The organism is Nocardia sp. NPDC004722, assembly GCF_053601505.1.
This window is the reverse complement of the sequence record NZ_JBSGBY010000431.1, coordinates 1-7395: the sequence shown is the minus strand read 5'-3', so window position 1 is coordinate 7395 and position 7395 is coordinate 1. Positions and strand designations below refer to the sequence as shown.

Below are 7395 nucleotides of genomic sequence, written 5' to 3'. Positions count from 1 at the left end.
CACCAACACCCCGCCCACCGAGGAGGAGGCGGAACAGTTGGCGGCCAGGGGAATTCGGGTCGTGGACGGCGAGATCGCGTCGGTGGCCTGTTTGACGACGGCCATGACCTCGTCCCAGTCACCTTCGATCGTGGTGAACATGGCATTGGTCTCATTGGGCAGGCCGCTGGCGCGGACGATCCGAACCGCCTCGGCGACGGCGCGACCCACGTCCGCGCCGACGCCGAGCGGGGTGACGGAGAAGGCGACGATCAAACGTTCACGCCGTAATCGCGGGCGATGCCGGCCAGACCGGAGGCGTAGCCCTGGCCGATGGCGCGGAACTTCCATTCCGGTCCGTGGCGGTAGAGCTCGCCGAAGACCATGGCGGTCTCGGTGGAGGCGTCCTCGGTGAGGTCGAAGCGGGCCAGCTCGGAGTTGGTCACCGCGTCGATGACGCGAATGTAGGCATTGCGGACCTGGCCGAAGGACTGGCGACGAATGTCGGCCTCGTGGATGGAGACCGGGAAGAAGATATTGGTGATGGTCGGCGGCATGGCGGCCAGGTCGACATTGATCACCTCGTCGTCCCCGTCGCCCGCGCCGGTGAGGTTGTCACCGGTGTGCTCGATGGTGCCCTCGGGGGAGCGCAGGTTGTTGTAGAAGATGAAGTGCGCGTCCGAGAGCACGCGCTGGTTGGATCCGCACGCCATGGCGCTGGCATCCAGGTCGTAGTCCGCACCCGTGGTGGTGCGCACATCCCAGCCCAGCGCCACGGCGACCTTGGTCAGGTTCGGGGCTTGTTTGGACAGCGAAACGTTTCCGCCCTTGGCCAAGCTGACAGACACGCGGTCTCCTTAGTTCCTCAGTTCTGATCGGCCGCCATTGCCTTCAGCGTCGCGACCCGTTTCTCCAGATAGCGTAGTTCGGTGTCGTCCTGGACGGTGCGTTGAATTCCCGTGGCGACCTGGAAAGCGGATTGGCGATGGTCGTCGATCACCTCGACGGTCAATTCCACGCCGACATAATCGTCGGCGCCGGGCAGCGGATCGGCGATCACGCGCGCTTTGCCGCGCGCGCACAGCGCGACATCGCCGCCGCCCAGAATCAGCAGCGCCACTTCGGGGCGGTCGCGCAGCCGGGCCAGGGAACCGCGATCGGACTTGAGGCTCAGCAGGATTCGACGATCCCCGGCGCGGACCGGCCACGACACCGGGATGGCGTGCGGGGCGGGGTCGGTGGTCACCAGGACCGCGATGGTGTCGAGCGGCCACTCGGGGAGAGCGTCGAGTTCCGGGTGTTCCTGCTGGTTCACTGTCGAGGGCTCCTGACGTTCCCGCGCGTCGGCTACCATCCGCGTCACCTCACCGTCGGCGTTGCGCACAGCGGGCTGGACTGTGCTGCCGCAAGTGTATGCCGTTGCGCCGCTGGCCCGCTGGCGTCCGATTCGGGCATGCGATTCGCCCAACTCGTCGGTTTCGTCCGTTACGTCTGTGAAAACACCTCCGGACCTGCGGGGAAACGGATTGACGAGAAGCGGTAACGGTTGCATCATTCGTTACAGTCCCTCGTCTGAACGAGGTCATGCGAGTAACCGGCCGATGACCGCCCGGTGAAGTACGCAGCAGCTTTCCCATCGACGCGACAGGCGTCACGTAACCGAGTGAGGTGAGTGCGAATGGCATTCCGGCCGTATCAGCGACGACCGTGGACTCTGCCTCGCACCACCCTGTCAGCACCGTTCTTCTGACTGCACAACGGTTTTCACGGTGCGCGCCGCCCCCGGAACCCCGCCCGGGCCGGTGCGGGACCGTGTCGGCGCGCGGGGACAGTCGTGAGGTGAAGTGCGAACAGAGCGGAGACGGTGATGGTGGATGAGTTGGTGGGCCGGGCGACCGTGGCGAACTTGGTGGTCTCGAACGCGGTATTGGACGATCTGCGCTATCTGCGCGGTGAGCTGACCGTCGCGGAGGTGCCGTACCTGCTGGTCCGCGACGCGGATCATCGGTTGGTGCTGGCCGTGGACAGCGGCCATCGGGCGGCCCTGAGACGGGTGCTGGGGGCCGCGATGGTCGCCGGATTCTGCTGTAATGAGAAGCAGCACAATGTCTTCCGGCTCAGCAGAGACCTCGATCCGGCCCATCACGTGGACATCGAACTGTGGGAGTACCACGGTGACACCGTCGAGTGCCCGCGCCCGAATGCGTTGACCCGCATGGTCTTCGACGTGGCCGATGTGGAACCCACCACCGTGCTGCTCTACGACGCCAGCTGGCCGACGCTGGCGGGCATGTTCACTCCGCATCCGACCGATGTCGGCTTCGATATCGACCTGGTGTTCTCCTGGGTGGACGGCACCGATCCCGAATTCCGTGCTCGCCGTGCGGGAATGCTCGCGCAGGTGGTGGTCGGCGAGGGCGACGAGGCGGACGCCCGCATCCGGCAGATCGACGAGTTGCGGTACGCGCTGCGGTCGGTGCACAAGAACGCGCCGTGGATCCGCCGCATCTTCATCGCCACCGATTCCCGTGTGCCCGATTGGCTGGCCGACGATCCCAAGGTGACGGTGGTCCGGGCGGTGGACCACTTCTCGGATATCAGCGGGCTGCCGGTGTTCAATTCCCATGCGGTGGAATGCCAATTGCAGCACATCGAGGGTCTGTCGGAGCATTTCCTCTATTCGAACGACGATATGTTCTTCGCGCGGCCGGTCCGCCCGTCCATGTTCTTCACACCCGCCGGTATCAGCCGTTATATCGAGGCGGGCACCCGAATCGGCCCGGGCACCAACAACGAACGCCGCAGCGGCTTCGAGAACGCGGCCCGCGTAAACCGGGCCCTGCTGACCGGCCGCTTCGGCCACATCATCACCCGCCACCTCGAGCACACTCCGGTTCCGTTGCGCCGCAGCGTTCTCTTGGAAATGGAGCAGGTGTTCGCCGAGGATTTCGCCCGCACCCGCGCCAGCCGCTTCCGTGCCGCCACCGACATCTCGGTCACCAATTCCCTCTACCACTACTACGCCCTGCTTACCGGCCGCGCCGTCCCGCAGGAGGCGGCCAAGGTCCGCTACGTCGATACCACCGCCTACACCGGCCTCGCCCTCCTCGACGGCCTCGCCAAACGCCGCAATGTCGATTTCTTCTGCCTCAACGACGGCAGTTTCCCGGAGGTCCCGGAGGCCGAACGGGTGCGAGCCGTCTCCGAATTCCTCGACACCTATTTCCCGGAACCGGCCCCGTGGGAGAAACCCGACACCACCGCGGGCACCATGACCGCTTTCGAATCGGGCGCGGCCTGACGGATCGCGCGCGATCTCTGTGAGACGCTGACCATGAATCGTCACCTTTCCGGCTTTGCGGACCAGGAAGCGAGTGCGGGTCATGGATCAGTACGGCGTGGTGCAGCCGATCGCGGAACCCATTGTCGGGCTGGATGTGTTTCCGCCGCAGCAGCATCGGCGGTGGACGGTGCTGCTGCGGGCAATTCTGGCCATTCCGCATGCGCTGATCCTGATCCTCGTGGGATTGGCGACGGCGGTGGTGGCCGTCATCGGCTGGTTCGGGGCGTTGTTCCTCGGGGCGCTGCCGGTGTGGTGCGGGGATTTCCTGCGGTCCGCCTTCGCCTACACCATTCGGGTGCTCGCCTATATGTACCTGCTGGTGGACGTCTATCCGCCGTTCAGCTTCGACGTCGAGGCGAATTACCCGGTGCGCGTGCTGTTCCCGGCTCCCACGCGGTTGAACCGGTGGGCCGTGTTCTTCCGGTTCATCCTGGCGATTCCGATTCTGGCGCTGTCGAGCTGGCTGACCACCGGTTGGACGGTGATCGCCGTGATCATCTGGGTGATCATGCTCGTCACCGGGCGGATGCCCGCCATGGTCTTCCAGGCCACCGCGGCCGTACTGCGATGCCAGGTCAGGACCGACGCCTACTGGCTGATGCTCACCCCGGCCTATCTGACCGGCGTCTTCGGTGACGGCCCCGCCCCGCAACCGGGGATGCTCCCCGCCCCGGGCTACGTCCCCGCCTCCCCGACCCGCCCCCTCCTGGTCTCGCAGGGCGCGAAGGTCCTGCTCTGGGTCATCCTGGTGCTGGGCATCCTGTGGAGCATCTTCAGTCCCAGCCCGGATTACTCCTCCGACAACCGCTACGACGGGCTCTCGCAGCACGTACAGGTCGGCTGACGAGCCCCAATAGTCCTCTGTTGGAATCTGATTGGTGGCCGGGTCGAACCTTCTCTCATGCAAAAGAAATTCCTCGCCGCCACCGTCCTCGCCGCCGCTTCCGCCGCCACCATCCTGGGTGCCGGTTCCGCTTCCGCCGACGACGTGCACCAGATCTACTTCGCCTACAACACCGACAACGGCTACGTCTCCGGCCACCTGCAGGGTTTCAGCCACGACACCTACCAGGTCGACGCCCGCGGCGGTCAGGTCATGATCGTGGATGCCGGGCCCAACTGGTCCGACACCGTCGTCACCATCACCGGCCCCACCGGCACCCTGTCCTACGAGCGCCAGTGGTCCCGGGTCGTCCTGCCGTACAACGGTTCCTACCAGCTGCGGGTCTCGTCTCCCAGCCACCAGACCGTCGACTACGGCCTGAGCGTCAAGATCGACTGAATGCTGTCGAACTGAATACCGTTGGAACAACCACAAAAATGGAGCGCACCCGCCGGGTGCGCTCCATTCGTAGCGGTGTGTCACGGGTTCGGATCAGCGGGAGTGAATCCGGAGCCAGGGGCGGGGATGGCGGGTAGTTTGCCGGGGGTTGCCCGCCTAGTGTTTGGAGCTTCCTGTCGTGACTCGGTTTTCGGCGGCTTTGGCCGTGCCTGCTCTCGCTGTGCTGATGCTGGCTACCGGGTGCTCGCAATCCTCGTCCAATTCCGCCGCACCGCAGTCATCTTCGGCGGTGGTACAGGCGACGGGGAAGAAGCCCGCGCCGTTCGATCAGGGGGCGGTGAAGGTCGCGCTGGTGCGGCAGAGTGGGGCGGGGGATTACTTCGAGCAGTGGGGGAACGGGGCCAAGGCGCAGGCCAAGGCGATCGGGATCGATCTGGCCGTTTATGACGCGCAGGCCGATAACGCCAAGCAGGCCACGGATTTGTCCACCGCGATCAATTCGGGGGCGAAGGCGATCATCGTCGACCACGGGTTTCCCGCGACCATCGCGCCGCTGATCGATCAGGCGGTGGACAAGGGGATCACGGTGGTGACCTATGACGTCGAGTCGAGCAATCCCAAGGTGATCGCGACCCGGCAGAACGACGCCGATATCGCGTCGGTCGCCATCGGTGCGCTGGCGGCGGCGATCGGGAAGAACGCGCCGGTCGGGTATGTGAATGTGGCCGGGTTCGCGCCGTTGGACAAGCGGGATGCGGTGTGGCAGCAGGCGCTTGGCGCGAACGGGTGGAACCAGGCGTTCAAGGTCGGCAAGGTCACCGATTCCACCGCCACCGACACCGTGCCGCTGGTGAGTGCCGCGTTGACGCAGCACGGCGAGGTGAAGGGGATCTTCGCGCCGTACGACGAGCTGGCGAAGGGGACCGTGCTGGCGGTGCAGAACAAGCACCTGGAGAACTCGGTCAAGGTGGTGGGCGCGGATATCTCGAACGCCGACATCCAGATCATCACCGCCGACAACAGCCCGTGGGTGGCGACGGCGGGCACGGACCCCTCCGCGGTCGGCGCGGCGGTGGTGCGCACCATCGCGCTGCAGATCGCCGGGCAGCTCGGTAGGCAGGCGGTCGAGTTCCCGGCCGTCGCGGTGAGCCGGGATCTGCTGGTGTCCAAGAAGATCCAGAATCTGGACCAGTTGCGTGCGGCGCTGCCGGAGCTGAACCTCGGGCAGGTCAGCGCGGCGGACTGGATCACCGTTGTCGCTCACTGACGATGGCGCGGCGGCGGTTTCGCTGCGCGACATCGGAATGTCCTTCGGCGGCAAGACCGTCCTGGACGGAGTGAACCTCGACCTCGCGCCCGGGAGCGTGGTGGCGCTGCTCGGCGCGAACGGCGCGGGCAAATCCACCCTCATCAAGGTGCTGTCGGGCGTGCACCCCGGCCACCGCGGGCAGGTCTCCGTGGACGGCGTCGCCGCGCGCCTGCACAGTCCGCTGGCCGCGCGGCGGCTCGGGATCGGCACCGTGCATCAGCACATCGCCGCCGGCGTGGTGCCGGGGCTCTCGGTGGCCGAGAACCTGGTGTTCGAGGAACTCGCCACCGGCCGCGGCGCCCCGCTGTTGAGCGGTCGTCGAATCCTGCTGCGGGCCAAAGAGATCCAGGACACGCTGGAGCTGGGCTGGGATGATCGCACGCTCCGGCGCGATGTCGCCGACCTGGGCATCTCCGATCAGCAGCTGCTGATCCTGGCCCGGGCCCTGTCCGCCCGCCCGCGGCTGCTGATTCTCGACGAGCCCACCTCGGCCCTGTCCGCGGCCGAGGCCGGCCGCCTGTTCACCATCGTCGAGCGCTTGCGCGCGGACGGCATCGCCGTGCTCTATGTCTCGCACCGCCTCGGCGAAATCGATTCGCTCGCAGACCGATTGGTGGTGCTGCGCGACGGCCGGGTGATCACCGAGCAGCCGCGACCCTTCGACTGGGACACGGCCTTGCGCGCGATGCTCGCGACCGCGCACACCGCGACGACGCTGCGTCCGGCCGATGCCGGGCGCGGAGATGGCGAGGTCGTCCTCTCGGTACGCGGAGTCGCGCTGCTGCCCGGCCGCCGCCCGCAGGATCTCGACCTCCGCGCGGGCGAGGTCACCGGTGTCGTCGGCCTGCTCGGCGCGGGCAAGACCGAGCTGGCCGAAGGATTGTTCGGCGCAGCCCCTTTCGCGAGCGGAGCGCTCGAGCTGGACGGCGAGCCGTACCGCCCGCGGCATCCCGCGGACGCGATCCGAGCGGGCGTGCACCTGGTCCCGGAGGACCGGCACGCCGACGCGCTGATCCCCGGATGGTCGCTGGCCCACAATCTTTCGCTGCCGTTCCTGCGCTCGATCTCCAGCCTCACCGGACTGATCGCCCGAGGCCGGGAAGACGAATCGGCGCGCCACGCCATCGCACGGCTCGGCGTGGTGACGCGCGACGAGCACAGCCTCATCGAGGAGCTCTCCGGCGGCAATCAGCAGAAGATCGTCGTGGGCCGCTGGCTGGCCCACCGGCCGCGAATGCTGGTGCTGGACGAGCCTTTCCGCGGTGTCGACCTCGGCGCCCGCCGCGATATCGGACGCCAGGCCCGCGCGCTCGCGACCGACGGCGCGGCGGTGCTGTTGCTGTCCGCCGATATCGACGAGGTGCTGGAGGTCGCCGACCGCGTGATCGTGCTCGTCGACGGCGACATCCGCCTCGACACCTACGACCCCGAGCCCGACGGCATCCTGCGCGCACTCGCGGCGGCGGGAGCCGCGCGATGACA

At 67.0% G+C, this 7395-nt stretch carries 8 protein-coding genes; 5 read left to right on the top strand and 3 right to left on the bottom strand.

The window, feature by feature from the left end:
* The 3 genes from ACWELQ_RS32210 to ACWELQ_RS32200 all read right to left on the bottom strand — a co-directional run.
* Positions 1-255 (bottom strand): thiamine-binding protein (locus ACWELQ_RS32210; protein ID WP_452400801.1); only part of this gene is annotated, 255 nt, incomplete at its 3' end.
* A complete protein-coding gene (locus tag ACWELQ_RS32205) occupies positions 252-827 on the bottom strand; it encodes a TerD family protein (RefSeq protein WP_379359672.1) in 576 nt (191 codons plus the stop codon). The genes ACWELQ_RS32210 and ACWELQ_RS32205, both read right to left, overlap by 4 nt.
* Before the next feature lie 17 nt (positions 828-844).
* Positions 845-1333 (bottom strand): hypothetical protein, encoded by a 489-nt coding sequence (locus ACWELQ_RS32200; RefSeq protein ID WP_452400800.1) that lies wholly within the window; start codon positions 1331-1333, stop codon positions 845-847.
* A 513-nt stretch (positions 1334-1846) separates the two neighbouring features.
* Here ACWELQ_RS32200 and ACWELQ_RS32195 point away from each other — a divergent pair.
* The 5 genes from ACWELQ_RS32195 to ACWELQ_RS32175 all read left to right on the top strand — a co-directional run bounded on the left by ACWELQ_RS32195 (position 1847) and on the right by ACWELQ_RS32175 (position 7393).
* The gene (locus ACWELQ_RS32195; protein WP_452400799.1) at positions 1847-3280 is read left to right on the top strand and encodes a stealth family protein; all 1434 of its coding nucleotides are present in this window, start codon (positions 1847-1849) and stop codon (positions 3278-3280) included.
* Between the two features lie 55 nt (positions 3281-3335).
* Positions 3336-4166 carry a DUF4389 domain-containing protein gene (locus ACWELQ_RS32190; RefSeq protein ID WP_452400798.1) on the top strand — a complete coding sequence of 277 codons (831 nt, stop codon included), beginning with the start codon at positions 3336-3338 and terminating at the stop codon, positions 4164-4166.
* A gap of 57 nt (positions 4167-4223) precedes the next feature.
* Positions 4224-4604, top strand: coding sequence for a hypothetical protein (locus ACWELQ_RS32185; RefSeq protein ID WP_452400797.1), 381 nt, complete (start codon positions 4224-4226; stop codon positions 4602-4604).
* Between the two features lie 178 nt (positions 4605-4782).
* Positions 4783-5871, top strand: a complete 1089-nt coding sequence (locus tag ACWELQ_RS32180) for a substrate-binding domain-containing protein (RefSeq protein WP_452400796.1) — start codon at positions 4783-4785, stop codon at positions 5869-5871.
* Entirely contained in the window at positions 5858-7393 is a 1536-nt protein-coding gene (locus ACWELQ_RS32175) for a sugar ABC transporter ATP-binding protein (protein ID WP_452400795.1), read from the top strand. The genes ACWELQ_RS32180 and ACWELQ_RS32175 overlap by 14 nt, the downstream gene beginning before the upstream one ends.
* Positions 7394-7395: the final 2 nt, after the last annotated feature.

Coding starts and splice junctions, on each gene's coding strand:
- ACWELQ_RS32185 (WP_452400797.1), top strand. CDS start 4,224: ATGCAAAAGAAATTCCTCGCCGCCACCGTCCTCGCCGCCGCTTCCGCC.
- ACWELQ_RS32200 (WP_452400800.1), bottom strand. CDS start 1,333: ATGGTAGCCGACGCGCGGGAACGTCAGGAGCCCTCGACAGTGAACCAG.
- ACWELQ_RS32195 (WP_452400799.1), top strand. CDS start 1,847: ATGGTGGATGAGTTGGTGGGCCGGGCGACCGTGGCGAACTTGGTGGTC.